Origin of the sequence: Serratia sp. BNK-23 (assembly GCF_047456145.1) — a bacterium.
Classification (GTDB): domain Bacteria; phylum Pseudomonadota; class Gammaproteobacteria; order Enterobacterales; family Enterobacteriaceae; genus Serratia; species Serratia nematodiphila.
The window spans coordinates 1,006,077-1,032,030 of the sequence record NZ_CP179900.1; the positions used below are offsets into that span (position 1 = coordinate 1,006,077).

Sequence of the window (25,954 nt, forward strand, 5' to 3'; positions counted from 1 at the left end):
GAATGCCGCTGCCATACTCTGCATATTGCTGCATAATTCTACGCTGACAACATGAATAACGGGAATGACGATGGACATGATTTCGGTGCGGCAAGCGCCCGAGCTGGCGCCGCGCGCCATTGCATATTTTCAGCGGCACTGGGCCACGGCAGAGACGCTGATGATGTATGAAGACGCTATCAACCGCAGCCTCGGCGCCGCCAACCCGCTGCCGCAGTGGTACCTGCTGATGGAAAATGACCAGATCCTCGGCTGTGCGGGGCTGATTACCAACGACTTTATCAGCCGCGGTGAGCTGTATCCCTGGCTGTGTGCGCTCTACGTAGAGGAAACGCAGCGCGGCCGGGGCTGCGGCGCCAAGCTGATTGAGCATGTGGCGGCGGAAACTCGCCGGTTGGGCTTCCCGCAGCTGCACCTGTGCACCGATCTGGAGGGTTACTACGAGCGCAGCGGTTTCGTTTATAACGGGCTCGGCTATCACCCCTGGGGCGAGGCCTCGCGGGTCTATTCGCGGGTGCTGTAAACAGATCCGCTGTTTACCAAGATTCAGCTTATTATCTGCAACGGAAAAAACGGCACGCGGAGAAGCGAGCCGTTTTTTCTTTGAATCTGAATTGGGAGCGTCTGACTGACGGTATATTATTCGCTATTGTATTGAAATTAATGAAAAGATTCATCTTGGTTATTTCATTTGAGTTTAATGCTTTGTTTATGTCATTAACTGACATCTGTGCTGGGTAATTATGCATAATTATCATGGGTGTTTGTCTGCTGTATTGTTGTTTTTTTTCTGTTCTCATGTCTTTTTATCTATTTTTACCTATTTTTTTTACCTTATGTTCTGAATTTCTGATGGTGTTTAGGTTTATATTTTAATCCCCGTTCTGGGACGCTAGATTAGCGCTTACTGTATCGGTGGCGAAAACGACGCGACTGAGCTGTACCTCGAAAAATAAATTGATGACTCTCTAATGAGAGAATGTTTTTTTCGCCTCCGCATTGGAATGAATAAGTATTTATTTCGTCAATGGTTTGTGTGATTAAAAGGGTATGGACTAATGGGAACGGAAACCACACTGTGATGAAAAAGAGACTGTTGCAAAATAAATTATGGCCAATAAGCGTATTTAGCCTGTTGATGTTTTTTCCCGGTCAACTTATTGCCGCGCCTGCTGCTGAGTTGAAAGTGTCTGGGAAAATAAAGCATTCAGGATGCACTGTTATTGCCGGTAACGATGGCGTTTATGATTTTGGCACCGTGCGGGAAGGCCCCCGGGGGAAGGTACAGAGATTGCCGGCCTTGAAACAAACCTGGCAGGTGCGCTGTGAGGGCGATGCTTACCTGGCGCTCATTCCGATGGATAACCGCTCTGCCAGCCGCAACGGGTCGGACCTGAGTCGTTTCGGGCTGGGGAATGCGTCCGATGGGAACTCCATTGGGTATTTTATGTTGGGCCTGTCTCGCTCTACGGTGAACAGTGTTCCGGCAGCTTTGCGCGCACATAATGCGGCCGGGACTTCACCAGGTAGCGAAGTGGCGTTGATTTCCGGTGAGCGTACCGATTGGTTGCTGGCGGATTCGACGCGAGCCTTTGGTCGTACTTATACCATGGATATTTCGGTGACGCCGGTTCTGGCTGCCGACATTCCCACTGCCGATAAAGTGGAGCTGGACGGTTCGGTAACGTTGAATTTTGTTTTTGGGCTCTGAATAAAGCAATAAATGCGCAGTGTCAAATTCATACCTGGTTTTTACGCCTGTGCGGGTGAAGACAACGAATTTGATTGAGCAAGAGGGGATTTATCCTCGTTTAACATCCTGCCATCTTTTTTGAACAGGATAATATTAACTATGAGTATGGATATTCATGATGAAAAAAACAGTAATCTCTGCAAGCATCGCCGCAGTCTTGATGATGGCGAATCAGGTTTCTGCGGCATCTATGTCACCAGAGCTGAAGGTCAAAGGGCAAATGGCGGTACCGTCTTGTCAGGTATCCATTGTTAACGATGGCGTTTTCGATCTTGGCAAGCTGTCCAATGCGTTGGTGAGCTCCACGACAGCCACCGCGCTGGCTAAATCGCAAAAACAGTTGGTCGTTGACTGTGAAGCCGAAACCTTTCTGAATTTCACCGTGGTCGATAACCGCGAAGGCACTGCCAGCGTAACGGGCAGCGCCAACTTTGGCCTGGGTGGTGTCAATGGCTCCGGCAAACTCGGTTATTATAAAGTCAATGCCCTTAATGCCGCAGTTAACGGCGTTTCTTCAGCACTGTACAGCGTTCAGAAAGGCGCCACGACATTCTCTACCGTCAGTTCGGCCTATGTCGATAAAAACAACGTCACGGGTTGGGCAAAGTCGGGTAATGTTCAAAACAGCGGAAGACTCTTCTCCGTAATGCTGGAGGTTGAACCTTATTTGGCTTCTTCTAAAGACATGAACGGTCCTATTACCGATAGCGTAAAACTGGATGGATCTTCCACCCTTAATTTTGCGTACGGCATCTGAGTGCCTGAAAAAGTTATTTGGATTGTAGCGATATAAGGATGTCGACTAATGAATAAAATTGCGTTGCGCATGATGGTAGCTGCCACGCTGCTTGTTACCGGGGGGAGTTTGGCCGCCGGCCCGAGCGCGGAAATTAAAGTAGTGGGTGAACTGATAGCGCCGACCTGTGAGGTCAAACTCCCTAACGAGGGCATTTTCGATTATGGCAGCATCAGCCATACGAGAATCAGCAAGGACAAGCCGGTTAGCCTGGGAGTTAAAGGCGGCAGTACCATGGAGGTGAAATGCGATGCTGAAACACCGATGACTTTTAACGTTATCGACAACCGTCTGGGCAGCGCCAGTGAGACAGGAAAAACCTTTGGCCTCGGTAACGTCAATACTACCGGTAAGCTGGGGTTCTATTCGATTCAGGCCTATTTCCCTCAGATTGATGGGGTGACTGGCAGATTGTTCGTTACTTCAGACACGTCGATCACTTCACCTCAAACCGTGGTTAATCTTGAGCACGGTAAGCGTGTGGGTTGGGCCTCAGCTTCAGGCAATACGTTAGCTATCGGTAAAAACTTCACCGCTCAGCTGTTGGTTGAAGCCTTCCTGGCCAAAAGCGGCGATATGCACGGCGGGGTGAGTGAAGACGTTAGTCTGGATGGGTCTACCACGCTGGAGTTCGGCTTCGGGCTGTAATACCGGATAGATAGCGCAGGGGGAGCTCTCTCCCCCTTTTTCTGAATCTATCACTCCCTGAATTAACCCAGAGAAGATGACGTGTCTATCAGGCAAAGCGCATCGGCACTGCTGTTTCTGTTGGTCTGGCCGATGACGAAAACTGCTGCCTCCGGATTCGATGTCAAAACCCTGGCGCAACTGGGGTATAACGCGGACATCGCTGCCTTTTTCAATACCGCTCGGTTTTTGCCGGGCGTACACCGGGTGATGCTGGAGGTCAACGCGGCGCAGCGCTACCAGGAGGAGGTGCGCTTCGACTCTGAAGGTGAGTTATGCCTGGATGAACGGCTAGCACAGACGCTGCGTTTACGGGTTGCGTCGCCTCCAGGCCGCTGCGAACGTCTTGAGACGTATTGGCCGCAGGCGGTGGTGAGGGTATTTCCCGGCGCCTTTCGGGTGGAAATAACCCTGCCGGAGGTGGCGTTCGACCCGGATAAATTGCGTACCGAGCAGTCAGGTGGCCATGCGCTGCTGCTGAACTACGATCTTTACGCCAACCGCCGCCAGGGGCGCTACGGCAATCAGCAGACGCTGCAGGCGATGCTGGAGCCGGGCATCAACCTCAGCAACTGGGTACTGCGCAACCGTTCGAGCTACAGCAACGACGAGAACGGTAGCCGGCTCGAGGTGTACGAAACCTCGGCGAGCAAAGATTTTCCTGGCTGGGGTGCGTTTGTGCAGCTCGGCGAATTCAGTGCCGGCGGCGTACTAAGTGGTAACGTGCCGCTGAGCGGTGGGCAACTGGCGTCCGTGGATATCGGAGGACACAACGCTGCACTGACAGTGCCGCTGCAGGGCAGCGTTGTGAACCCGGCGACGTTAGAGGTCAAACAGCACGGGCAACTGATATTCCGCACCCTGCTACCAGCCGGGCCGTTTTCGCTGAGCGAGTTGGGGCCGGTGATGGCCGGGGTGGAGGCAGAGGTCACCGTTATCGAAACCGACGGGCGGCGGCAACGCTTTACGGTCACGCCCGATACAGGCGATCCAGCGGATCGCTCGGGCGGCTATCGTTTGGCGGCAGGGCGTTATCAGCCCTACGGGGGCGACCATTATGGGACATCGCCGCCAGCGCTGCTGCTGGGGGAGAAGGCGTTCCGTCTCGGCCAGGGGCAGATAACGGTGGGCGGTTTGTTGGCTCATACCTATAAACGACTGGGCTGGCAGGGCAGTTTGGGAGACGACGGCGGCAACTGGTTATCGGGCAGTGCTATTTTCACCCGTGGCCGGCAGCCTGGCGCGCAGCTGGAGACCCAAGGGCAGGTGGCTATGGGGCGGAGTCTGGCGCTGTCTCTGTCGTCACAGTACCGCACGGAAGGCTTCCGGGAGGCGGACGAAGGGCTGCTAAACCCGTCCTCAGTAGAGGCAGAGACGGCACGGTTGCGCTACAGCGGCGGGCTGGCACTTTCCTGGCGAGCCCTGAACGCCGGCGTGCTGGCTTACTCACTGTCGCATGAACGCTATTACCGCGGCAGCCGGCGCAGCTGGACGCATGCACTGGCATATGGTGCGAGCCTGGGGCGGGCGACGTTAAGCGTTAACCTACAGTCTTCCGCTTATGATCGTGCTGCGGTCTATGCCGGGTTGAGTCTGCCTTGGGGGGCGGGCAGCGTTAGCAGCCGGTTGCAGGCGCGGCGTAACAAGCAAATGACGTTGGGCGGCAGTTGGCAGGGGCCGTTGAGCGAACGGCTCAATGGCTATCTGGACGTGACGCGGGACGCGGACGGTGACTATCAGAGCGCCGGCAACCTGAACGGCGAGACGCCCTATACCCGGCTTGGGTTGGGCGCCTCGCGCAGCGGGCAAGGTAGCACATCGCTGTCGCTGTCGTCGTCGGGAGGGCTGGGGGTGGCCAACGGCACCTGGGTGACGTCGCCGCAGCGCATCGGCGACACCTTCGCGGTGATGAAGGTGCCAGGACAGTCCGGTGTGAAAATATCGGGCAGCGGCAATGGCGTCACGGATTTCGCCGGTGACGCGCTGCTGCCGGTGCTGATGCCCTACATGCCGCTGCGTGCTCAGGTCGATACGTTGTCGCTACCGCTGAACCTACGGCTGGACAGCACGGATGCGGCGCTTGAGCTGGCACGCGGCACTGTGGCGGAGCGGCGTTTTCGGGTGACCGAAGTGCGCCAGCTGCTGCTGACCCTGCGGGATGAGAGCGGCGCGCTGCTGCCGACCGGGGCGTCGGTGCACGACGAGCGGGGGCAGCTGCTGGGCACGCTGATAGGCGAGGGTAACCTGATGCTGGTGAACGACGATATCGGCAAGGCGCTGCGGGTGCGGCGTCTGAACATGAACGAATGCGTGGTGAGTTACGCGGTGCCGGCGGCGTTCGACCCGTCGGTGTTGTACGAAGAGGGCGATGGCGTCTGCCGTGCGGCGGGCGGCTCGTCCGATAATGGATGAGAAGAGAGGAGCAATCATGACGATAAAACGGAGACTGGCGCAACTGCTGGGCGGGCTGTGGTTGACGCTGGGGCTGGCGCATTCCGCCGGGGCGTCGTTTCAGCTGGAGAGCATGGGCATCGTGCTGGAGGAGAACCCGGGGCGGGTGAGCTTCAGCATCAGGAACAGCTCGTCGGAGCCGATATTGCTGGCGACGAAGGTGGAGGATTTGGATGGCAAAGGGTTCAGCAAGGCGGTGCTGCTGTCGCCGCCGATAGCGCGCATCGAGGCGGGGCAGAGCCAGCAGGTGAACTTTGTGCTGAAGCCGGGTACGGCGCTGCCGCACGAGGTGATGCTGAAGGCGTCGTTCGAGGGGATAGGGCAGGCGGTGGACAACAGCGCGCGGATGCCGGTACGGCAGAGCATCGGGCTGATTCTGCAGCCGAAAGCGGTGGCGGTGAGCAAGACGCCGTGGGACGACCTGCGGTTGAGCGCAGGAGCCGGTCGGCTGACGCTCACCAACGGCGGGTTGCACGTGGTGCGGCTGGCGCCGCAGCTGACGTTGCAGCCGTCGGGCAAGGTGGTGACGCTGGAGAACTACTACCTGATGGCGGGCGAGACGCAGACGCTGGCGGTGGAAGGGCAGCCGACGTCGGTTGTCATCACGCCGCTGAGCCGCTATGGCTTCAAGCAGGATGCGGTGACGCTGACGGTGAAGTGATTTGGATGAAAATCAGACGCCTTGCATAAGCAAGAGATGTAGTTAGGCATGGTGAATGCCGCGAGAAATGAAACGTTTTTTCGTTCACCCCGGAGGTAGAGCGGGTTACACTGGCCGCTTGTTCGCCACCGACCGGGTTAATTCGCCGCCGCGATGAGAGTGCCACGCCAGCTACCGCAACGCTTTACCGCCTGCATCGCCATTATGGCGGTGCTGTTGCTGTTTGTTGCGCCGGTGGTGTCGAAATCGCTGATGCACCATCAGATGATGGGCGGCATGGCGCAGCCGGCAGCCGCCATGCCGCATGACATGCATGGGATGGCGATGCCCGCCGCCGAACATGCCGGCCACCATGGCATGGATCCGGCAGAGATGATCTTCTGCGGCTATTGCGAGCTGCTGATCCACGTGCCGCTGCTGCTGTGGGCATTCGTCCCGCTGCTGTGGCTGATGACGCGCATCGCGCGCCTGCCTTGCGCGCCGCGCATCGTCCCCCCGCCCCTTCGGCGCCTTACTCTGCGGCCGAGCCCGCGCGGGCCGCCCGGCCAGCCGTTTTTCCCTAATGCTTGATCATGGGTAACGCCGTTCGTATCGCTGCGGACGGTTTGCCTGCGCGCACAGTTTGAAAAACGAGAAAGGCCATGTCTTCAATAACCAAAACTCCACCTGCCGCATCGCCGCGTGGCGCGATGCTGAACCTGATCAGACGGCTGCATTTCTATATCGGCCTGCTGGTTGCCCCTTTTATTCTGGCCGCCGCACTGACCGGCACGCTGTATGTGCTGACCCCGCAGCTTGAAGAGGCGCAGTATCGCGATGCGCTTTTCACCGAACCGCACGGGCAGGCGAGATCGCTGGCTGATCAGATCGCGGCTGCCCGCCGTGAGGCGGGTGCCGAGGCGCGCATTTACGCCGTGCGCCCGGCGCCCAGCGCAACGGACACCACTCGCGTGCAGTTCGTGAGTGCCGATCTGGGCGCTTCCGAGTCGCGCGCGCTGTTTGTCGATCCTTACACGTTGGCGATCAAGGGCGACATGACGGTGTACGGCACCTCCGGCGTACTGCCGCTGCGCACCTGGCTGGACAAGCTGCACAGCAGCCTGCTGCTTGGCGATCTGGGCCGCAACTACAGCGAGCTGGCGGCTTCCTGGCTGTGGGTGGCCGCGCTGGGCGGCGTGGCGCTGTGGCTGGCGACGCGGCCGAAGCGCAAGCTGAAAAGGGCAAAAGGGCGTTTCGCCGCCAATCGGCAGTGGCATATCACGCTGGGCGTAGCGCTGCTGGCCGGGCTGCTGTTCTTCTCGGCCACCGGGCTGACCTGGTCGCAGTGGGCCGGCGGCAACATCGACGCGCTGCGGGCCAACCTGGGCTGGCTAACGCCGCAGGTCAACGCCAGCCTGCAGGCCGATGCGCCGCAGACGCCGGCCGATCCGCACGCCGAGCACCGCGGGATGATGCCTGGCATGAAGATGAACCCTGCCGCACAGGCCAATGCGCTGAACGGTGATTGGGATCGGGCGCTGCATGCCGCGCGCGCCGCCGGGATCGATGCCGCCAAGATAGAGCTGCGCCAGCCGAAAGGCGAGGGCAAAGCCTGGACGGTGACCGAAGTGGATCGCAGTTGGCCAACGCAGGTGGACGCGGTCGCCATCGCGCCGCAGAGCTTCGCCGTCGTCGACCAGGTGCGGTTCGACACCTTCCCGCTCATCGCCAAGCTGACCCGTTGGGGCATCGACGCCCACATGGGCATTCTGTTCGGCTTGCCGAATCAGCTGCTGCTGGCGGCGTTCGGCCTCGGGCTGTGCCTGATGATTGCGCTGGGTTACCGCATGTGGTGGATCCGCCGCCCGGCGGCGGGGGCGCAGCATCCGGTGCATACGCTGATTGCCGCCTGGCTGGCGCTTTCCCTGCCGGCGCGCGCCGTTACGCTGCTGGTGGCAGCGGCGCTGGGTTATTGTCTGCCGGTGATGGGCGTGAGCCTCGCGGCGTTGTTGCTGGTGGACGTATGGCGCTGGCGCGGCCAGCGGCAAGGCTTGCGGGATGAAACGCCAGAAGCGGCCGCCCGCCGCGCCGAGGTGCGCAAGTTCCGCGCGGCGGTGGCGACGGTCGCGGTGGTGGTTGGTTGCGTGATGGGCCGGGCGATCCTCGGCGGCACCGTCGAGCAGTTTCAGCTGCCGATCGGCGCCTGGAGCGCCCAGATGGTGATCATGCAGAGCCTGATGGTGCTGCTGTATACGCTGGTGTTCACCCTGCTGCTTTCCATTCCGCTGTGGTATTTCTTCCTGGGGGAAAAAGAGGGGCGGTGAGGTATTTTGCGCTGATGTGATGCGTTAAACCCCGCTGTGGCGGGGTTTTTTTTTGGCTATATCAGCCGGTGTGCGTGCAGTTTGACGCTTTCCATGATGCTGTCCATCGTCACCTGCACGCGGTGCGGCAACACGCCGCGCCGGCGGTAGATCAGGTAGGCCTGCATATCGATGCCGCGCTCGCGCGCCAGGCAGGGCAGAAGAGTGCCGGCATCGAGCTCGGCGGCGACGGAATAATATGGGGCGTAGACGATGCCCAGGCCCTGTTTGGCCAGCTCGATCGCCGGCAGAATGTTATCACAGACGCTGGCGCCGTTGATCTCGACCTGCACCAACTCCCCCTGCGCACTGTAGCCGCTCCAGGTATTGCGAATGCCGCCCAGCATGCGCAAGGTAATGCAGCGATGCTGCGACAGTTCATCCAGCTCATTCAGCGGCGAGCGGGCGATGTAATCCGGCGCGGCGAACAGCCCGACGCGAAAACGGGTAAAGGGCCTGGCGATCAGGCTTTCGTTTTGCGGCTGGAAGAAGCTGATCAGCAAATCGCAGTCGCTGTCGAACACCGCACCATACTTTTTTTCGCGTTCATCGGGATTGCGGGTCACCAGATCGACCGTCAGTTCCGGTGCGGCATGCAGCACCGGCGGCAGCAAATAGCTGGCCAGGAACGCGTGGATACCGATCGGCGCGCCGAGCGTGACCATGCCGCTCAGGCTGCGCTTATAGGTGCCGGACATATCGAGCAGATCGCTATGCTCGTCCAGCAGCAGTGCGGCGCGGCGCAAGAATTGTTCGCCGAACTCGGTCAGCGCCAGCGCACGCGGGCTGCGCAGGAACAGTTCCAGCCCGAGCCGTCGCTCCAGCGCGGTGAGGGCGCGCGACACGTTAGACTGCGGCATATCCAACAGCTGCGCCGCTTTGCTGACGCTCGCCGTTTCGGCAATGACGCGGACAATCCTGAGTTCTTCAATGCGGAAGTCTTTCTCTTTCACTGGCCGGCTCGCATGAATTTGTATATCAAAAATGATATACACCTTTGGCGGCATTGTCATATGACTTATCACGGGTGGGTGGGTATCATTCGATTTGATTATTTGCTATCCACAAAAATAAAGAGAAATCCGTCAATGAAAGTGACAAGAGCGGTTATTTTACCTGCGCTGTTATTACTGGCCGCGTGCTCGTCCGCCGTGACCGAAAAAGAAAAATACTCGACCTTTCTGACCAATTATGACGATATCAATAAAGGTCAATCCGCGTCCGGCAAAGACGTTTTATATTGGAAAGATCAGAGCGTCGATTTTTCCCGTTATCAATATTTGGTTTATCAACCGATGATCTATTTCCCGCGGCCGAAACCGAGCGAAATGGTGAGTCAACGCGCGCTCGACAATATCCTGAATTACACCAACCAGCAGTTTAAGCAGGCGATGGGCACCCACTTTACGCTGGTGGACATGCCGCGCGAGCATACCCTGATTTTCCGCGGCGCCATCACAGCGATCGACACGCAGAAGAAAGGGCTGCAGGTCTATGAAGTCTTGCCAATCACGCTGCTGATCGCCGCGACGCAAAGCGTAACCGGGCACCGTACTATGGAGAGCGCGGTCTATATGGAAGGCGAGTTTATCGATGCCGCGACCAATCAGCCAGTGATTAAAGTGGTACGTAAGGCTTCGGGAGAAAATCTTAATAATGAGAAAGCACAGCTGAAAGTCACCGACGTGAAGAACGCCATCGATACCATCGCCAACGACATCAGACAATATAACACGCTATAGAGATTATTTATTTCCATTATTCTCAACCAGGACTTTACATGTTTCTTAACTATTTTGCTTTAGGCGTACTGATTGCGGTATTCCTGATATTATTCTACGGCGTCATTATTATTCATGACATTCCTTATTTGCTGGCGAAAAAGCGCCGGCACCCGCATCAGGATGCGATTCACGTTGCCGGTTGGGTCAGCCTGTTTACGCTACACGCCATTTGGCCACTGCTGTGGATCTGGGCGACGCTCTATCGGCCGGAACGCGGCTGGGGCATGAGTGAAAGAACGGAATCCTCAACGGATCTGCAGGCGCGCATCGCACTGCTCGAAACCGAATTACAACGCCTGCAGGAAAAGCCGACGGCGGTTCCCGGCCCCACGGTAAGTTGAGCGTAGCCTATGGATTTGCTCATTATTCTCAGCTACGTGGCGCTGAGCTACGGCGTATTTAAACTGTTCCGCATTCCGGTCAACAAATGGACCGTGCCGACCGCCGTACTCGGCGGGATCGTTATCGTCGGTGCGTTGATTCTGACGATGAACTACAACCATCCGTACAGCGATCGGGCGCAGAAAATTGCCGTGTCGGTGCCGATGGTGCCGCAGGTCTCGGGCATGATCGTTGAAGTGACGGAGAAAACCAACGTGCTGCTGCGCAAGGGCGAGGTGCTGTTCCGTCTCGACGACAGCCGTTACCGCGCGCGGCTCACCAGGCTGGAGGCGGATCTGGCCGGGGCGGAGGCGGAGATCAGAACGCGCCGGGCGGCGCTTAGCGAGTCCGCCGCCAACGTGCAGCGGGCGAACGCGGAATACGAGCGTGCCCGTAAGGATTACCAGCGCTACGCGAAAGGGGCGGCCATGCCAGTCAATCCGTTTTCGGAGCAGGACGTCAGCCATGCGCAGCAACAGTACCAGGCGCAATCCGCCGCACTGCAGGCGGCGAAAGCCCAGTTCCAACAGGAACAGGCGCGGTTGTCCGGGCGCTATGACGGCGAAGACGCCACGATAGCCAGCCTGAAATCGCAAATAGCCGAAGCTCGTTACAACCTGGAACAAACGGTGGTGCGTGCGCCGAGCGATGGCTATGTCACGCAGGTGCTGGCGCGGCCGGGCACGGCGGCGGTGCGCTTGCCGTTCAAACCGGTGATGATCTTTATCCCGCAGCAAAAGCGCCAGGTGGTGGCGGTATTCCGCCAGAACGCCATCTTGCGCCTGGCGCAGGGGGATCAGGCTGAGGTGGTGTTTAACGGCTTGCCGGGACAGGTTTATGGCGGCACCGTGAGCCGGGTGTTGCCGGCGATACCGGACGGCAGCTACCAGGCCAGCGGCGCACTGCAGGGCCTGAGCGCCACGCCAGGGCGGGAAGGGGTGTACGTAATGATCGATCTGGCAGCCAACCCGGATCTGGCTCACTTGCCCGACGGCGTGAGCGCCCAGGCGGCGGTCTATACCGGGCACTTCGAGCACGTCTCCGTGATGCGCAAAGTGCTGCTGCGCATGACCAGCTGGCTGCATTACCTCTATCTGGATCACTAGCCCGCATTGGCCCGGAACAGCCCGGGCCAAGGGGCGAGCCTTCGGAATACGACAAAAACAAAAAAGCCCGCAACCGAAGTTGTGGGCTTTTTCGCTATTATCGCCGGGTCTATCTGGTTCACTGGCGACGTATTTGGTGGAGCTGGCGGGAGTTGAACCCGCGTCCGAAATTACTACACCGTCGGCACTACATGCTTAGTCCAATCTTTACATTCGCCGGCCAGCTGCGGATGGACACGCTACTGACAGACTAGCCTGATTGAGTTTAACGCTTCGGCCCCAGGCAGGACGTCCACGCGATCTCTTTTGGGTTTGACCTCTCTTGATCCCCGTCCTAAGAGCGGAGGCTAGGGAGAGAGGGCTCTAAGCAGGGTATTAAGCTGCTAAAGCGTAGTTTTCGTCGTTTGCGACTATTTTTTTGCGGCTTTTTACGAGGCCAACCGCCCCTCGGCATGCTCCTAGGGCTTCGCAAATCCCGTCGAATCCAGAATCAGCCCCAAGTAACTTTGTGCAGTATACCAGAAGTTTACCTCGATAAGCCAGCGGCTTAACGATTGGCGTGCTTCATGATACGGGCTTTCGCCGTCTGCCATTCGCGATCTTTGATGTCATCGCGTTTGTCGTGCTCTTTCTTGCCTTTGGCTACGCCGATCTTGATCTTGCTCCAGGCATTTTTCCAATACAGGGACAAGGCCACCACGGTGTAACCTTCGCGGTTGACGCGGCCGAGCAGGGTGTCCAGCTCGCGTCGGTTCAGCAGCAGTTTACGGGTACGCGTCGGATCGCACACCACATGCGACGAAGCCACGTTGAGCGGGGTGATGGTGGCGCCAAACAGGTAGGCTTCACCGTCACGGAACGTCACGTAGCTGTCGCTGAGGTTGGCTTTGCCTGCACGCAGCGATTTAACTTCCCACCCTTGCAGCGACAGGCCCGCCTCGAACTCTTCTTCAATGAAGTATTCGAAACGTGCGCGCTTGTTTTGGGCAATGGTGGCGGAACCGGGTTTGTGTGCTTTTTTCTTTGTCATAGTGCGTTCATTATACTGGATGCTTCAGCGAAAGAAATCCTTTCCCGTTCAGCACCTGCGCAATTTTTCGCATTTTTGGTGCCCTCATCCCGTAGCAGATTTTTTGTTTGCCGCCAGATAAATGGTATTATCTGTACGTTTTATGTCTTACAGGAAATGATATGCCCCAGATCAGTCGGTCTGCATTAGTGCCGTTCAGCGCCGAGCAGATGTATCAGTTGGTTAACGATGTTCATTCTTACCCCGATTTTCTGCCAGGCTGCACCGGCAGCCGGGTGCTTAACGCTACCTCCAACGAGATGACCGCCGCGGTGGACGTCGCCAAGGCCGGTATCAGCAAGACCTTCACCACGCGCAATACGCTGCTGGATAACCAGAGCATCAATATGCAGCTGGTTGATGGCCCGTTCCGCAAGCTGATGGGCGGCTGGCAGTTCACGCCGCTGAGCGAAGAGGCCTGCAAGGTGGAGCTGCACCTGGACTTCGAGTTCACCAACAAACTGATTGAGCTGGCGTTCGGCAAGGTGTTCAAAGAGCTGGCGGGCAGCATGGTGCAGGCATTCACCCAGCGGGCGAAAGAGGTCTACAGTGTCTGACATCCAGGTCGAGGTGGTGTACGCCTTGCCGGAGCGGCAGTACCTGCGCAAGGTGAAGCTGGCCGAGGGCAGCAGCGTCGAGCAGGCGATCCAGGCTTCGGGCCTGCTGGAGCTGCGCCAGGATATCGATCTCAAGAGCAACAAAATCGGCATCTACAGCCGCCCGGCCAAGCTGGGCGATACGCTGAACGACGGCGACCGGGTGGAGATCTACCGGCCCTTGATAGCCGATCCGAAAGAGCTGCGCCGGCAACGGGCAGAAAAGGCAAAAAAATAAGGCGCTTATAGCGCCTTATTTTTTTATCTGAAGCTGACTTTTTCTTCCGCGTTGCAGCCTGCGACTGTCATGAGGAACATCATGCCCCCTCATGGGCCGGAAGAGCGGGCGGCACCGATTACTTGGTCAGCGCCGGTTTGTTCTGGATGTCGGTCAACACGCCTGCGCTGTCGAAGGTCAGCGTCAGCGTCTGCTGGGTGATGTCTTCATGGCCAGGCTGCTGGCGGAACACATAGAACCACGTTTGCGTTCCGAACGGGTCTTGCAGCATTGGGGTACCCAATGTGTAAGCGACCTGTTGTTGGGTCATCCCTTTCTGGATTTTCGCCACGTCGGTCGACGTCAGGTAGTTCCCCTGGTTGATGTCAGGACGATAAACCACCTTTTCAAAAGTAGAACAGCCTGCAGTCAGCATCACAAGAACTACAGCGGCGGCAGTCAGCGTTTTACAGCGCATAGTAATCACATTCCTTTAGGGCATAGGATGCCGATGATAATAGACCTTGCGGCAGTTGGAAACCTTTATACCCTTCATCTTTCACGTTGCGACGCATTGGCTTTCCTTTAGCACCTCAAGCGCTTGGCCTTTTTCAGGCCGTTGAGATGGCTTTGGATCACCGCCGCACCGCACTTTAGATATTTCTCGGGCCAACAGCGTCACTGTCAGACCGCAGGAAAGTGAAAAAGTTGAGCTTTTTTATGCGGCCAGCAGTTCTTTGGCGTTGGCCAGCGTATTGCGGGTGACTTCGCTGCCGCCGAGCAGGCGCGCCAGCTCCTGCAGCCGGGCGCGTTTATCCAGCGGCGCCATCTGGGTTTCGGTAACCGTGCCGTCGGTCTGCTTGCTGACGAACAGGTGCTGATGCCCGCATCCGGCCACCTGCGGCAGGTGGGTGACGCACATCACCTGGGTGGATTCGCCGAGCTGGCGCAGCAGGCGGCCGACGATGGCGGCGGTTGGGCCGCTGATGCCCACGTCCACCTCATCGAAGATCAGCGCCGGGGTTTCCATCTTGCGGGCGGTGATCACCTGAATGGCCAGCGCGATGCGCGACAGCTCGCCGCCGGAGGCGACTTTCGCCAGCGGCTGCAGCGGCTGCCCCGGGTTGGTGGAGACGCAGAACTCGGTACGGCTGGCCCCTTCGGCGCTCAGATGCTGCGGTTCGAAACGCACGTCGATGTTGAATTTGCCGTGCGGCATGGAGAGGGCCTGCATGCTGTCGGTAATGAGCGTGGTCAGCTCGGCGGCGTAGTGCAGGCGTTTCTGGTGCAGCTCTTCCGCCAGCGCCAGCGCCTGCTGGTGATGCAGGGTGACCGCCTCGTTCAGGTGTTCATGATCGCTTTCCTGTTGAGACAGCAACTGCTGTTCATCCAGCAACTGCTGATGCAGCTGCGGCAGCTCCTCCGGCGCGACCTGATGTTTGCGCGCCAGGCTGATTTGGCGCGACAGGCGTTGTTCCAGCTCGTGCAGGCGGTTGGGATCAAGATCCATGCGATCGGCGTAATGGCGCAGCTCGTCGCTGGCTTCGCTGATCTGGATAGAGGCCTCTTCCAGCATGTCCAGCAGGCCGCTGAGCTTATCGTCCAACCCGGCCAGCTCAAGCAGCAGGTGTTTGGCGCTGTAAAGCTGGCTGAGCATGTTGTTCTCGTCGCTGTCGGCCAGCAGCTGCAGCGTCTGCTGGCTGAGGGTCAGCAGCTGGCCGCTGTTGGCCAGGCGCTTGTACTCGGCGTCGGTCTGCTCGAACTCGCCGGCCTGCGGCGCGAATTCGTTCAGCTCTTTCAATTGGTATTGCAGCAGCTGCTTGCGCGCTTCGCGCTCGATGGACTGCTGTTGATGGTGCGCCAGCTCGCGGCAGCTCTGATGCCAGCGTTGGTAGGCCTGGCTCATCGCCGCCAGCAGGGCGGGTTCGTCGGCGTAGGCGTCGAGCAGCGCTTTTTGGTGCTCCGGCTTGAGCAGCAGCTGATGGGCGTGTTGACCGTGGATTTGAATCAGGCGTTGCCCCAGCTCGCGCAGCTGCGACAGCGGCACGGCGGTGCCGTTGATAAAGCCGCGCGAACGGCCGTCGGCGTTGATCACCCGCCGCAGCAGGCATTCGTTGCTGTCGTCCAGCTGGTTCTGCTCCAGCCATTCGCGCGCGGACGGGGTGTCCGCCAGCGAGAAGCGGGCGCAGATATCGGCGCGGGCGGCTCCCAGGCGCACCACGTTGCCGTCGGCGCGGTTGCCGAGGCACAGCCCCAGCGCATCGATAGCGATGGATTTGCCGGCGCCGGTTTCACCGGTGATCGCCGTCATGCCCGGTTGAAAATCGATTTCCAACTCACGAACGATAGCAAAGTTGCTGATGGTTAATTGCGCCAGCATGGGAACCTTCCTGTGTATAAACACATAACTGTAGTTTCATACAGTATAAACTGGTTTTATATACAGTAAAGTGGCCGACGCAGATTTTAGAACAATTTTTTCGACCAGCCCAACTTGGTGCTTAACGTGTTGAAATAGCTGTAGTCCTTCGGGTGAATCAGGTTCAGATGGAAGTTGCTGCGGCGGATCAGCACTTCTTCGCCTTCCTGGATCGGCAGCGCGATCTGGCTGTCGCAGCTGATCTCCAGATCGCTGCCGATCTGCGAAAACTTCAGGCGGATGGTGCTGTCGCCGTTGATCACCAGCGGCCGGGCGGAGAGGGTATGCGGGAACATCGGCACCAGCGCGATCGCCTCCAGCGACGGGGTGAGGATCGGCCCGCCGGCGGAGAGCGAGTAGGCGGTGGAACCGGTCGGGGTGGCGATGATCAGGCCGTCGGAGCGCTGTGAGAAGGCGAAGCGATCGTCGATGTACACCTCGAATTCGATCATGTGCGCCACTTTGCCGGGGTGCAGCACCACTTCGTTGATGGCGGTGCTGATGCGGCACTGCTGGTGCTCTTTATGCACGATGGTTTCCAGTAGGAAACGCTGTTCGTCGATGTACTCGCCTTCCAGCACGTCCGCCAGCTGCTGCAGAGCGTTGTCGGGATCGAGATCGGTAAGGAAGCCAAGGTTGCCGCGGTTGACTCCGATCACCTTGATGTCGTAGCGCGCCAGCACGCGCGCGGCGCCGAGCATGTTACCGTCGCCGCCGACCACCACCGCCAGGTCGGCCCGCTGGCCGATATCCGCCAGGCTGCCGGTCACGGCGTCTTTCAGCCCCAAATCATGGGCGATTTGGCGTTCGACCATCACCGAATAGCCGCGGGCGACCAGCCAGTGGAACAGCATCTCGTGGGTTGCCAGCGCTGAAGGGTGACGCGGGTGGCCAACAATGCCAATACAGGTGAATTTTTTATTCATTTGCTGTGATTTTCCTCACCGGGATCCGTTTATGCCCCACATTGTGACCGGTTGACTTGAAACCCCGGTTTTGATCCCCATAATAAGCCAAGTTGCGAGATTAATGCTAAAACGCGGAGATATTCATGAGTAGTAAAGAACAGAAGACGCCAAACGAGCAAGTCTCGGAAGAAATGGAACAACACGCTCATCACGAGGATACGCTGCCGGAAGCGGCGGAAGGCGTCGATCTGCGCGATGCGCGTATCGCCGAACTGGAAGCCCAACTGGCGGAAGCTCAGCAGCACGAGCGCGACAGCCTGCTGCGCGCCAAAGCGGAAGCGGAGAACATCCGTCGCCGCGCCGAACTGGACGTCGAGAAAGCGCACAAGTTCGCCCTGGAGAAATTCTCCGGCGATCTGCTGCCGGTGATCGACAACCTGGAGCGCGCGCTGGATCTGGCGGATAAAAACAATCCGGAACTGGCCGCGATGATCGAAGGCATCGAGCTGACGCTGAAATCGCTGCTGGACGTGGTGCGCAAGTACGGCATCGAAATCGTCGGCGACGTCAACGTGCCGTTCAACCCGGAAGTGCATCAGGCGATGAGCATGATGGAATCTACCGATCACCAGCCGAACCACGTGATGATGGTGATGCAGAAAGGCTATACGCTGAACGGCCGCCTGCTGCGTCCGGCGATGGTCGCGGTCTCCAAAGCCAAGGCGTAATCGCCCCGGCAACGGCATAAAGAAAGGCACCCGAGGGTGCCTTTTTTGTCTCTGGGCTACGCCTGCGGCAGACGCGGCATCCAGTCGATCGGCGTGAGCCCTTGCTGCTCCAGCAGCTGATTGGCCTGCGAGAAGTGGCGGCAGCCGAGGAAACCGCGGTGGGCGGAAAGCGGCGATGGGTGTGGCGCTTTCAGCACATGGTGGCGGTTGCGGTCGATAAAGTTGCCTTTCTTCTGCGCGTGCGAGCCCCACAGCAGGAACACCACGCCTTCGCGGTTCTCGTTCAGGGCGGCGATCACTTTATCGGTAAAGGTTTCCCAGCCCAAATTGGCGTGCGAGTGCGCGCGGCCGCCTTCCACCGTCAGCACGGTGTTGAGCAGCAGTACCCCCTGTTCGGCCCAGCTTTGCAGGTAGCCGTGATCCGGGCGTTCGAAACCGGGAATGTCGGTTGCCAGTTCTTTATACATATTCACCAGCGACGGCGGCGCCGGCACGCCGGGGCGCACCGAGAAAGAGAGACCGTGCGCCTGATTGGGGCCGTGGTAGGGATCCTGGCCGAGGATGACGACTTTGACGTCCGCCAGCTCGGTAAAGCGGAACGCGTTAAACACGTCTTTCTGCGGTGGATAAATGGTCTTACCGGCCTGGCGCTCAGCGGCAACAAAGGCGAGCGTTTCAACAAAATAGGGCTGCTCTTTCTCTTTGCCGATCACGTCATGCCAGGTGAGGGAGGTGGCCATAAACGCTCTCCTTTGTTTTCTTTAGCAATTCATGGGCTATAGCTTACCGTGTCGGCCCGCGCAGCGAAACCCGCTTTTCATTTCTCGCCGCCGTTTGCAATGCAATTATTTTTGAAAATTTACAAAAATAATTGTTTTTTAGCGCGACGGGAAAATTGATATAAAACATAAATTTGCCCCTTCACGCCCTGTGCCTACCCGGAAAAAATTGACTTTAATCAAAGAACTGGCCCGGTCAGGCTGGTATACAGAACAACAAGACAACAATGGTTTTACCAAATGGCCGAAACCAGGATTGGGTTTTCTCACGATGTGAATTTTTACGCCCTTGTACGGAGGCAACATAATGATTACCGGTATTCAAATTACCAAAGCGAACGACCAGGCGCTGGTGAATTCTTTCTGGCTGCTGGACGATGAAAAAGCGGAAGCTCGCTGCGTGTGCGCCAAGGCCAACTACGCGGAAGATCAGGTTGTCGCGGTCAGCGACCTGGGCCAGATCGAATACCGTGAAGTGCCGCTGGAAATGCAGCCGACCGTGCGTGTGGAAGGCGGCCAGCACCTGAACGTCAACGTGCTGCGCCGTGAAACCCTGGAAGACGCGGTCAAGCATCCGGAAAAATACCCGCAGCTGACCATCCGCGTGTCCGGCTATGCGGTGCGTTTCAATTCTCTGACGCCGGAACAGCAGCGCGACGTTATCGCTCGCACCTTTACCGAAAGCCTGTAATTTGCGGCGCAGCCAATCAGGGAGCTTCGGCTCCCTTTTTGCGTTTGGCGGCCGAAAACCAAACGTGGATCACAATTTGCACAAAGTTAAGCATTCCTGATACAGAACTCATCCGACCTGCCGATAGCTAAGTCAGTACCTATTCAGGTGCTCAATAAAAAGTCTATCGACAAGGAGTCGGCATGAGTATGCCTTTAAGTTTTACCTCTGCAGTATCCCCGGTGGCCGCGATCCCTACACCTCGCGCCATCGCCGAGACGGCACCGGCGGCGCAGCCCGCAGCCGCGCCGGCAAATCCCGCGCCGGTGGCCACCCCCTCTCAGAACACGCTCAATGCGCAGAATCTGTTGAATACGTTGGTCGGCGATCTCTCCGCAGCGGCGCCGACGGCGGCGGCGGCAGTGCCGGGCGTGACCCGGGGGCAGCAATCGCAAGAGGGCGATTATGCGTTGGCGCTGTTGGCTAAGGACGTTTACTCGCTGAACGGCCAGGGCGCCGCCGGGTTCAACCGTCTGAGCGACAGCGCGCTGCTCGGTTTCGGCATCGATCCCGCCAGCCTGCACGACGCGGGCAGCGGTTTCCAGGCCGGGGTTTACAGCAACGACAAGCAGTATGTGTTGGCGTTCGCCGGCACCAACGACTGGCGCGACTGGCTGAGCAACGTGCGGCAGGCGACGGGTTATGATGATGTGCAGTACAATCAGGCAGTTGCCGCCGCCAAAAGCGCCAAGGCGGCCTTCGGCGATGCGCTGGTGATCGCCGGCCATTCGCTCGGCGGCGGTCTGGCGGCTACGGCGGCGCTAGCGACCGGCACCGTCGCGGTCACCTTCAATGCGGCCGGGGTGTCGGATTACACCCTGAATCGCCTGGGTATCGATCCGACGGCGGCGAAGAAAGATGCCGAAGCCGGCGGCATCCGTCGTTACAGCGAGCAATATGACATGCTGACCAGCACCCAGGAGTCGACTTCGCTGATCCCGGACGCCATTGGCCACAACATCACCCTGGCCAACAGCGATACCCTGACCGGTATCGATGACTGGCGGCCGAGCAAACATCTCGATCGCAGCCTGACGGCGCACGGCATCGACAAGGTGATAAGCTCGATGGCGGAACAAAAGCCGTGGGAGGCGAAGGCCAATGCCTGAAGGGCGTCGCTTGCGGCGGGCGCTGGCGATAGCCTTACTGGCGCTGGTCGCGGTGACCGGTTTACTGATGATGGCTAAGGAGCAACAGATGGGGCAGGAGATTTCACCGTTTGACGGCCGCAGCAACCAGGCGCTGGCTCAGGCGGTGGCGCGCGGCGATACGCAGGGCATCGGTGCGCAGGCCACACAGGAGCGCTTGCGCGAACGGGGCGATCGGCAGGTCACGCTGTTGCAGTGGGCGGTGCTTTCGCAACAGCCGGCCAGCGTGCAAGCGTTGCTGGATCTCGGCGCCGATGCGGCGGCGGCGGGGCTGGACGGCAACAGTGCGCTGCACACCGCAGCGATATTGCACGATGCGCAGTACTTGCGGTTGCTGCTGGCCAAGGTTAAGCAGGTGAACGTGCGCAATGCCGTTACCGGCGCCACACCGCTCGCGGCGGCGGTGCTGGCCGGGCGTGAGGAGCAACTGCGGCTGCTGCTGGCGGCCGGGGCGGACACCACCCTGAGCGATCGGCTGGGGGATACCCCGCTGCATCTGGCGGCGAAGATTAATGCGCCGCATCTGGCGCTGTTGCTGTTGCAGGCCGGGGCCGATGCCCGGGCGCGCAATCAGCAGGGTTTTGCGTTCCAGTTTTATTTCTCGCAAACGCCGGCGCATTTGCAGAATGACGAGCTGAAGGCGCAGTTCCGCGAGCTGGATAAATGGCTGCAGGGGCACCGCCTGGCCACGCATTACGCGCAGCAGTAAACGCCCATAAAAAAACCGCCTGTAAAGGCGGTTTTTTCTTGAACAGTGGCGGTTATTGCGCGTCGCCGGCCGGTTTGGCCTTCGCCTGACGGCGTTTGCCGACGTTTTTGGCGTCGCGATGGCGCACTTTCACCTTGTTGGCTTTTTCTTTGCTTTTCGCTTTTTCTTCCGCGCGTTTGGCCAGCACTTTCTTCGACGGTTTACCGTTGCTCTTCTCGTTTGGCACCTTGGTTTTCGGCCGCAGTTCGTCGATCACGCGCGCTTTCAGCGGCTCGTTCAGGTAACGGCCCACTTTGCCCAGCAGCAGATGGTCGTGCGCTTCCACCAGTGAAATGGCGGTGCCTTTGCGCCCGGCGCGGCCGGTACGGCCGATGCGGTGCAGGTAGGTATCCGCCGTGCGCGGCATGTCGAAGTTGAATACGTGGGTGATATCGAGGATATCCAGGCCGCGCGCGGCAACGTCGGTGGCTACCAGCACGTTAACCCGGCCATCCATCATGCGTTTGACCGCTTCGTTGCGTTTGGCCTGCACCATTTCGCCTTCGAGATAGCAGGTATTGATGCCCGCTTCGCGCAGCCAGGTGGCCAGCTCGTGCACGCGCTCGCGCTTGCGCACGAAGATCACCGATTTTTGCACGTCCGGCTGTTTCAGCAGGTGGATCAGCAGCGCGGTTTTGTGCTGCACGTCATCGGCGCGGTAGTACCACTGCAGGATTTTTTTGCGTTCGCGGCGCGACGGGTCGGCTTCCACTTCCACCGGCTCTTTCAGGATGCGCTCGGCGAATTCGCGGATCGCTTCGCCTTCCAGCGTGGCGGAGAACAGCAGCGTCTGGTTGCGCCAGCGGGTTTCGGCGGAGATGGTTTCGATGTCCTGCGCGAAGCCCATGTCGAGCATGCGGTCGGCTTCGTCGAGGATCAGGGTTTCCACCGCGCGGCAGTCGAAGTTCTCTTCTTTAATGTATTGCAGCAAGCGGCCGGTGGTGGCGACCACCACGTCCTGGTTTTCGCTGAACACTTCCGCGTGGTTCATGTAAGCGACGCCGCCGGTGATGGTGGCGATATCCAGCGAGGTATGAGCAGCCAATTCACGCGCCTGGTCGGCGACCTGCATCGCCAGTTCACGCGTTGGCGTCAGGATCAGCACGCGCGGCGGGCCGGATTTCTTGCGTGGAAAGTCCAGCAGGTGCTGCAACACGGGCAGCAGGAAGGCGGCGGTTTTGCCGGTGCCGGTCGGAGCCGAACCTAAGACGTCGCGCCCGTCCATCGCCGGCGGGATCGCAGCGGCCTGAATGGCAGTGGGGCGATCGTAGCCTTTGTCGCGCAGCGCGTCGATCAGGCGATCATCGAGTTCGAGTTCGGAAAAAGTGGTTGCTGTCATGGTCTACCTCTACTTGGGGCGCCGATTATAGACGGGTTGGCCGCGATCTTCACCTATTTAAGCGGAAAGCCGCTCTTTTCCCGCCGATCAGATTGCCTTATGCTACGCCAGTTTTATAGCCAGGTGGTGAGTGTGAGCAAGCGATCGAAAGCCGATTTTACCCCGCGTCGCGGGGGGTTTACCTTTAAACAATTCTTTGTCGCCCACGATCGTTGCGCCATGAAAGTGGGCACCGACGGGGTGTTGCTCGGCGCCTGGGCGCCGGTGGGGCAGGCGCGCCGGGTGCTGGACATCGGCAGCGGCAGCGGGCTGATCGCGCTGATGCTGGCGCAGCGCAGCGGCGACGAGGTGACCGTCGACGCGGTGGAACTGGACGAAGCCGCCGCCGGCCAGGCGCGCGAAAACGCGGCGGAATCGCCGTGGCCGCAGCGCATCCGCGTGCATGCGCAGGATATTCATCATTATGCGCAGCAGCATGCCGCTGAGTATGATCTGATCGTCAGCAATCCGCCTTATTTTGAGCCGGCGGTGGCCTGCCGCGATCAGGCGCGCCACAACGCGCGCTACACCGAAACCTTAACGCACGACGCGCTGTTGGCCTGTGCAGTACAGCTGCTGGCGGAACAGGGTACGTTCTGCGTGGTGCTGCCGCACGACATCGGCACCGAATTCGAACGCCTGGCGCAGCAAAGCGGTTGGCACACGGCGGCGAAAGTGAACGTCAGCGATCGGGCCGATACGCCGCGGCACCGGGTGTTGCTGGCGCTGACGCGTAAGGAAACGCCGCTGCGGGAGCAGGCGCTGGCGATCAAACAGGCCGACGGCAGCTATACCGACGATTTCCGCCGGTTGATCACCGACTTCTACCTGTTCTACTAAAAAGAAAAGGGCGCCGATAAGGCGCTCTGTCGCAGAGTTTAAGGCTGCAAAATGGTCGGCAGCGCTTCCGGCAGCAAATCCGGGTAGTCCAGCGTGTAGTGCAGGCCGCGGCTCTCTTTGCGCGCCATGGCGCTGCGCACGATAAGCTCGGCCACCTGCACCAGATTGCGCAGCTCCAGCAGGTTGTTGGAGATGCGGAAGTGAGCGTAGTACTCGTCGATTTCCGCCTGCAGCGTATTGATGCGGCGCAGGGCGCGCTCAAGGCGCTTGGTGGTGCGCACGATGCCGACGTAATCCCACATGAACAGCCGTAGCTCGTGCCAGTTGTGCTGGATCACCACCCGTTCGTCCGCATCGTCCACCCGGCTTTCATCCCAGTGCGGCACCTGTTTGGCCTGCCGGATGAAGGGCAGGCGCTGCAGAATGTCTTCCGCCGCCGACCAACCGTAAACCAGGCACTCCAGCAGCGAATTCGACGCCATGCGATTGGCGCCGTGCAGGCCGGTGTAGCTGACCTCGCCGATGGCGTACAGCCCGTCGAGATCGGTGCGGCCGTGCTGATCGACCATCACGCCGCCGCAGGTGTAGTGCGCCGCCGGGACGATAGGGATCGGTTGCCGGGTCAGATCGAAGCCCAGCGTCAGCAGCTTTTCGTGGATCATCGGGAAGTGCTGGGTGATGAACGCCGCCGGCTTGTGGCTGATGTCCAGGTACATGCAGTCGGCGCCCAGGCGCTTCATTTCATGGTCGATGGCGCGGGCGACGATGTCGCGCGGGGCCAGTTCGCCGCGCGGGTCGAAATCCGGCATAAAGCGGCTGCCGTCCGGGCGTTTCAGGTAGGCGCCTTCGCCGCGCAGCGCTTCGGTCAGCAGGAAGTTGCGCGCCTGCGGGTGAAACAGGCAGGTCGGGTGGAACTGGTTGAACTCCAGGTTGGCGACCCGGCAGCCGGCGCGCCAGGCCATGGCGATGCCGTCGCCGGAGGAGATGTCCGGGTTGGTGGTGTATTGGTATACCTTGGCCGCGCCGCCGGTGGCCAGCACCACCGTTTTGGCGCGGAAGGTTTCCACCCGCTCCAGCTCGCGGTTCCAGACGTAAGCGCCCACCACTCGGCGGGTGCCCGGCAGGCCGATTTTGTTCGAGGTAATAAGGTCAACCGCGTTGCGGCGTTCCATCACGCAAATATTGGGGTGAGCGCTTGCTTTCCCTACCAGCGTGGTCTCTACTTCCTTACCGGTAGCGTCTGCGGCGTGCAGGATGCGGCGATGGCTGTGGCCGCCTTCGCGCGTGAGGTGATAATGCTCCTCGCCCTGCGCGTTGACCTCGGTGTCGAACAGCACGCCCTGATCGATCAGCCATTGCACGCAGTGGCGCGCGTTGCCGGCGATGAATTCGACGGCCTCTTTGTCGCACAGGCCGGCGCCGGCAATCAAAGTGTCATCAACGTGTGAGGCAATGCTGTCCGTCTCATCGAACACCGCGGCGATCCCGCCCTGGGCGTAAAAGGTGGCTCCCTCGCTGAGCGGCCCCTTGCTGAGAACGGTAACCTTGCAATGCTGCGCCAGGCGCAGCGCCAGTGACAGGCCCGCAGCGCCGCTGCCGACGATCAGTACATCGCTAACATGTTCAGATGATGGTTGCATAACGTATGATGTGTGCAGAAGAAGAGTGAATTTCATGTTAGCCTAACTGTCCGGGCAAAAGCCACGGATAGGGTGACATCAACAGAAAAAACAATGGCGATATGGAACTTCGTGTTCTATATGAACTCCAAGCGAGTGCTTGCTCAGGAAAATAATGTATGGCTGGCAGTACAATTTTACGCGTGGAGACGGATTTGGGGAGAGTTTACCTCGGATGAGCGAGCAGTTAACGGATCAAGTTCTGGTCGAGCGGGTCCAAAAGGGCGACCAGAAGTCGTTTAACCTACTGGTAGTGCGCTATCAGCATAAGGTGGCGAGTCTCGTTTCCCGCTATGTGCCGCAGGGCGATGTGCCCGATGTGGTGCAGGAGTCGTTTATCAAGGCCTATCGCGCACTGGAATCGTTCCGTGGCGACAGCGCTTTTTATACCTGGTTGTATCGAATCGCCGTGAACACGGCAAAGAATTATCTGGTTGCTCAGGGGCGCCGTCCGCCATCCAGTGATGTGGACGCCAACGATGCGGAAAATTACGAAAGTGCGGGCGCACTGAAAGAAATTTCGAACCCTGAGAACTTAATGTTGTCAGAAGAGCTGAGACAGATAGTTTTCCGTACCATTGAGTCTCTCCCTGAGGATCTTCGCATGGCGATTACCCTGCGGGAGTTGGATGGTCTAAGCTACGAAGAAATAGCCGCCATCATGGATTGCCCGGTCGGAACCGTACGTTCGCGTATTTTCCGCGCCCGGGAAGCTATCGATAATAAAGTTCAACCGCTGATCCAGCGTTAGCAA

At 59.0% G+C, this 25,954-nt stretch carries 27 protein-coding genes and 1 other RNA gene; 19 read left to right on the forward strand and 9 right to left on the reverse strand.

Annotation, left to right across the window (positions count from 1 at the left end):
- The first annotated feature begins 70 nt into the window (after positions 1–70).
- The 8 genes from ACMGF9_RS04750 (at position 71) to ACMGF9_RS04785 (ending at position 8,651) form a co-directional block, all read left to right on the forward strand.
- Complete coding sequence (locus tag ACMGF9_RS04750; RefSeq protein ID WP_079007667.1) at positions 71–523, forward strand: GNAT family N-acetyltransferase; 453 nt, start codon at positions 71–73, stop codon at positions 521–523.
- A gap of 558 nt (positions 524–1,081) precedes the next feature.
- Positions 1,082–1,711: a DUF1120 domain-containing protein gene (locus ACMGF9_RS04755; RefSeq protein WP_021504967.1), complete on the forward strand. Its 630-nt coding sequence runs from the start codon at positions 1,082–1,084 to the stop codon at positions 1,709–1,711.
- Between the two features lie 157 nt (positions 1,712–1,868).
- A complete protein-coding gene (locus tag ACMGF9_RS04760) occupies positions 1,869–2,510 on the forward strand; it encodes a DUF1120 domain-containing protein (protein ID WP_021504966.1) in 642 nt (213 codons plus the stop codon).
- A gap of 48 nt (positions 2,511–2,558) precedes the next feature.
- The gene (locus ACMGF9_RS04765; protein ID WP_021504965.1) at positions 2,559–3,197 is read left to right on the forward strand and encodes a DUF1120 domain-containing protein; all 639 of its coding nucleotides are present in this window, start codon (positions 2,559–2,561) and stop codon (positions 3,195–3,197) included.
- An 81-nt stretch (positions 3,198–3,278) separates the two neighbouring features.
- Complete coding sequence (locus tag ACMGF9_RS04770) at positions 3,279–5,648, forward strand: fimbria/pilus outer membrane usher protein (protein ID WP_230199820.1); 2,370 nt, start codon at positions 3,279–3,281, stop codon at positions 5,646–5,648.
- 16 nt (positions 5,649–5,664) lie between these two features.
- On the forward strand, positions 5,665–6,348 hold the full coding sequence (locus ACMGF9_RS04775; RefSeq protein WP_021504963.1) for a fimbria/pilus chaperone family protein: 684 nt from the start codon (positions 5,665–5,667) through the stop codon (positions 6,346–6,348).
- Between the two features lie 153 nt (positions 6,349–6,501).
- Entirely contained in the window at positions 6,502–6,918 is a 417-nt protein-coding gene (locus ACMGF9_RS04780; protein ID WP_414160565.1) for a DUF2946 domain-containing protein, read from the forward strand.
- Between the two features lie 71 nt (positions 6,919–6,989).
- A complete protein-coding gene (locus ACMGF9_RS04785) occupies positions 6,990–8,651 on the forward strand; it encodes a DUF2534 family protein (RefSeq protein ID WP_414160566.1) in 1,662 nt (553 codons plus the stop codon).
- 56 nt (positions 8,652–8,707) lie between these two features.
- On the opposite strand, the gene ACMGF9_RS04790 is transcribed toward ACMGF9_RS04785, so the two are convergent.
- The gene (locus ACMGF9_RS04790; RefSeq protein WP_015378823.1) at positions 8,708–9,643 is read right to left on the reverse strand and encodes a LysR family transcriptional regulator; all 936 of its coding nucleotides are present in this window, start codon (positions 9,641–9,643) and stop codon (positions 8,708–8,710) included.
- A gap of 135 nt (positions 9,644–9,778) precedes the next feature.
- Here ACMGF9_RS04790 and ACMGF9_RS04795 point away from each other — a divergent pair, with 135 nt between their 5' ends.
- Genes ACMGF9_RS04795 through ACMGF9_RS04805 form a run of 3 tightly spaced genes read left to right on the forward strand, consistent with a single transcriptional unit; the run spans position 9,779 to position 11,961 of the window.
- Complete coding sequence (locus ACMGF9_RS04795; protein WP_015378822.1) at positions 9,779–10,432, forward strand: DUF3313 domain-containing protein; 654 nt, start codon at positions 9,779–9,781, stop codon at positions 10,430–10,432.
- A gap of 38 nt (positions 10,433–10,470) precedes the next feature.
- Entirely contained in the window at positions 10,471–10,815 is a 345-nt protein-coding gene (locus ACMGF9_RS04800) for a DUF3302 domain-containing protein (RefSeq protein ID WP_015378821.1), read from the forward strand.
- A 9-nt stretch (positions 10,816–10,824) separates the two neighbouring features.
- Positions 10,825–11,961 (forward strand): HlyD family secretion protein, encoded by a 1,137-nt coding sequence (locus tag ACMGF9_RS04805; RefSeq protein ID WP_041036389.1) that lies wholly within the window; start codon positions 10,825–10,827, stop codon positions 11,959–11,961.
- 134 nt (positions 11,962–12,095) lie between these two features.
- On the opposite strand, the gene ssrA is transcribed toward ACMGF9_RS04805, so the two are convergent.
- Positions 12,096–12,459: a transfer-messenger RNA gene (ssrA, locus tag ACMGF9_RS04810) on the reverse strand.
- A gap of 49 nt (positions 12,460–12,508) precedes the next feature.
- Positions 12,509–12,991, reverse strand: coding sequence for an SsrA-binding protein SmpB (gene smpB, locus ACMGF9_RS04815; RefSeq protein ID WP_004929094.1), 483 nt, complete (start codon positions 12,989–12,991; stop codon positions 12,509–12,511).
- A gap of 161 nt (positions 12,992–13,152) precedes the next feature.
- On the opposite strand from smpB, the gene ACMGF9_RS04820 reads away from it, so the two are divergent.
- Positions 13,153–13,587, forward strand: a complete 435-nt coding sequence (locus ACMGF9_RS04820; protein ID WP_004929096.1) for a type II toxin-antitoxin system RatA family toxin — start codon at positions 13,153–13,155, stop codon at positions 13,585–13,587.
- Positions 13,580–13,864 (forward strand): RnfH family protein, encoded by a 285-nt coding sequence (locus tag ACMGF9_RS04825; protein ID WP_004929098.1) that lies wholly within the window; start codon positions 13,580–13,582, stop codon positions 13,862–13,864. The genes ACMGF9_RS04820 and ACMGF9_RS04825 overlap by 8 nt, the downstream gene beginning before the upstream one ends.
- A 118-nt stretch (positions 13,865–13,982) precedes the next feature.
- On the opposite strand, the gene bamE is transcribed toward ACMGF9_RS04825, so the two are convergent.
- The 3 genes from bamE to nadK all read right to left on the reverse strand — a co-directional run bounded on the left by bamE (position 13,983) and on the right by nadK (position 17,188).
- Positions 13,983–14,321: an outer membrane protein assembly factor BamE gene (gene bamE / locus ACMGF9_RS04830; RefSeq protein WP_004929101.1), complete on the reverse strand. Its 339-nt coding sequence runs from the start codon at positions 14,319–14,321 to the stop codon at positions 13,983–13,985.
- Between the two features lie 240 nt (positions 14,322–14,561).
- A complete protein-coding gene (gene recN, locus ACMGF9_RS04835) occupies positions 14,562–16,223 on the reverse strand; it encodes a DNA repair protein RecN (RefSeq protein ID WP_004929104.1) in 1,662 nt (553 codons plus the stop codon).
- An 86-nt stretch (positions 16,224–16,309) separates the two neighbouring features.
- Positions 16,310–17,188, reverse strand: a complete 879-nt coding sequence (gene nadK, locus ACMGF9_RS04840) for an NAD(+) kinase (protein ID WP_118891772.1) — start codon at positions 17,186–17,188, stop codon at positions 16,310–16,312.
- A gap of 125 nt (positions 17,189–17,313) precedes the next feature.
- Between nadK and grpE the strand changes: the two genes are divergently transcribed.
- Positions 17,314–17,898, forward strand: a complete 585-nt coding sequence (grpE, locus tag ACMGF9_RS04845) for a nucleotide exchange factor GrpE (protein ID WP_015378816.1) — start codon at positions 17,314–17,316, stop codon at positions 17,896–17,898.
- Between the two features lie 56 nt (positions 17,899–17,954).
- Here the strand turns inward: grpE and ung are convergent, their stop codons facing one another.
- A complete protein-coding gene (gene ung, locus ACMGF9_RS04850; RefSeq protein WP_004929112.1) occupies positions 17,955–18,638 on the reverse strand; it encodes a uracil-DNA glycosylase in 684 nt (227 codons plus the stop codon).
- A 346-nt stretch (positions 18,639–18,984) separates the two neighbouring features.
- On the opposite strand from ung, the gene grcA reads away from it, so the two are divergent.
- From grcA to ACMGF9_RS04865, 3 genes are all read left to right on the forward strand, one after another.
- Complete coding sequence (gene grcA / locus ACMGF9_RS04855) at positions 18,985–19,368, forward strand: autonomous glycyl radical cofactor GrcA (RefSeq protein WP_004929114.1); 384 nt, start codon at positions 18,985–18,987, stop codon at positions 19,366–19,368.
- Between the two features lie 182 nt (positions 19,369–19,550).
- On the forward strand, positions 19,551–20,516 hold the full coding sequence (locus tag ACMGF9_RS04860) for a phospholipase (protein WP_414160567.1): 966 nt from the start codon (positions 19,551–19,553) through the stop codon (positions 20,514–20,516).
- Positions 20,509–21,264 (forward strand): ankyrin repeat domain-containing protein, encoded by a 756-nt coding sequence (locus tag ACMGF9_RS04865; RefSeq protein ID WP_021504955.1) that lies wholly within the window; start codon positions 20,509–20,511, stop codon positions 21,262–21,264. The genes ACMGF9_RS04860 and ACMGF9_RS04865 overlap by 8 nt, the downstream gene beginning before the upstream one ends.
- Before the next feature lie 52 nt (positions 21,265–21,316).
- Here ACMGF9_RS04865 and srmB read toward each other — a convergent pair whose 3' ends face one another.
- Positions 21,317–22,642, reverse strand: a complete 1,326-nt coding sequence (gene srmB, locus ACMGF9_RS04870; RefSeq protein ID WP_015378813.1) for an ATP-dependent RNA helicase SrmB — start codon at positions 22,640–22,642, stop codon at positions 21,317–21,319.
- A gap of 99 nt (positions 22,643–22,741) precedes the next feature.
- Between srmB and trmN the strand changes: the two genes are divergently transcribed.
- The gene (gene trmN / locus ACMGF9_RS04875) at positions 22,742–23,521 is read left to right on the forward strand and encodes a tRNA(1)(Val) (adenine(37)-N(6))-methyltransferase TrmN (RefSeq protein ID WP_414160568.1); all 780 of its coding nucleotides are present in this window, start codon (positions 22,742–22,744) and stop codon (positions 23,519–23,521) included.
- A 38-nt stretch (positions 23,522–23,559) separates the two neighbouring features.
- Here trmN and nadB read toward each other — a convergent pair whose 3' ends face one another.
- Complete coding sequence (gene nadB, locus ACMGF9_RS04880; RefSeq protein WP_172574894.1) at positions 23,560–25,161, reverse strand: L-aspartate oxidase; 1,602 nt, start codon at positions 25,159–25,161, stop codon at positions 23,560–23,562.
- A 214-nt stretch (positions 25,162–25,375) separates the two neighbouring features.
- Here nadB and rpoE point away from each other — a divergent pair, with 214 nt between their 5' ends.
- Positions 25,376–25,951 carry an RNA polymerase sigma factor RpoE gene (gene rpoE / locus ACMGF9_RS04885; RefSeq protein WP_004929136.1) on the forward strand — a complete coding sequence of 192 codons (576 nt, stop codon included), beginning with the start codon at positions 25,376–25,378 and terminating at the stop codon, positions 25,949–25,951.
- Positions 25,952–25,954 lie beyond the last annotated feature (3 nt).